This window comes from Oleiphilus sp. HI0128 (assembly GCF_001635365.1).
Genome location: NZ_LWGG01000263.1, coordinates 1 through 654, shown reverse-complemented (window position 1 = coordinate 654; position 654 = coordinate 1). Strand labels below are relative to the sequence as shown.

The window sequence follows — 654 nt, the reverse complement described above, 5'->3', positions numbered from 1 at the left end:
AAATCGGGGCGTTTCCAAGTAGCTAAAGCCGATAGTAACCTGCCAGCTTACAGTGCATTTAACACGATGAGTATCGCCAGTGGCGACCTCAATCGAGACCAGCTAATTGATTACTTTAGTGTTGATATGTCTTTTGGCCAAGAGGGTGGTTTGGACTATTGTCAGCAGGCTGGCATTGCAGACTTACAGGCGTGTAGAGCTTTGCTTTCACTTGATCAGGCTGTCAAATCTGGGCAAGTTGGTACCTGTCAATATTTGGCTGAGAGCAAGAGAAAACAAGACTGTCTTCAGGCGCAGCTTATTCAACTGGCCAGGCAATCAAGGCAAGACGATATTTGTAGTCTCATGACTCAGGAAAACAAAGTGGCTGAGTCTTTATGCCGAGCTGCCAGTAAAGTAATTCCCCCAAAGCAAGCTATCAACTATTCACTATACCCTAAGGGTGTTCAGCGCAATGTCTTGTCTATGTCCTCGATGGGCGGCTGGCAAGAACTTGCTGAAGACTGGGCTGTATCAGAAAGTTATTGGAGTTGGCACAGCAAGATAGCAGACTTGAATAATGATGGCTGGAACGATATTTATGTTGGCAACGGTTATATGTTTGGTGGAGCAGGGCGGCGTACCCAGACCAATGTTTTGTATATGAATAAGCAT

1 protein-coding gene is annotated in these 654 nt (G+C 45.7%); it reads left to right on the top strand.

Features of this window, described 5'->3' with window-relative positions; all coding sequences use genetic code 11:
- Positions 1 to 654: hypothetical protein (locus tag A3763_RS28015; RefSeq protein ID WP_197482734.1), on the top strand; the 654-nt coding region annotated here is incomplete at both ends.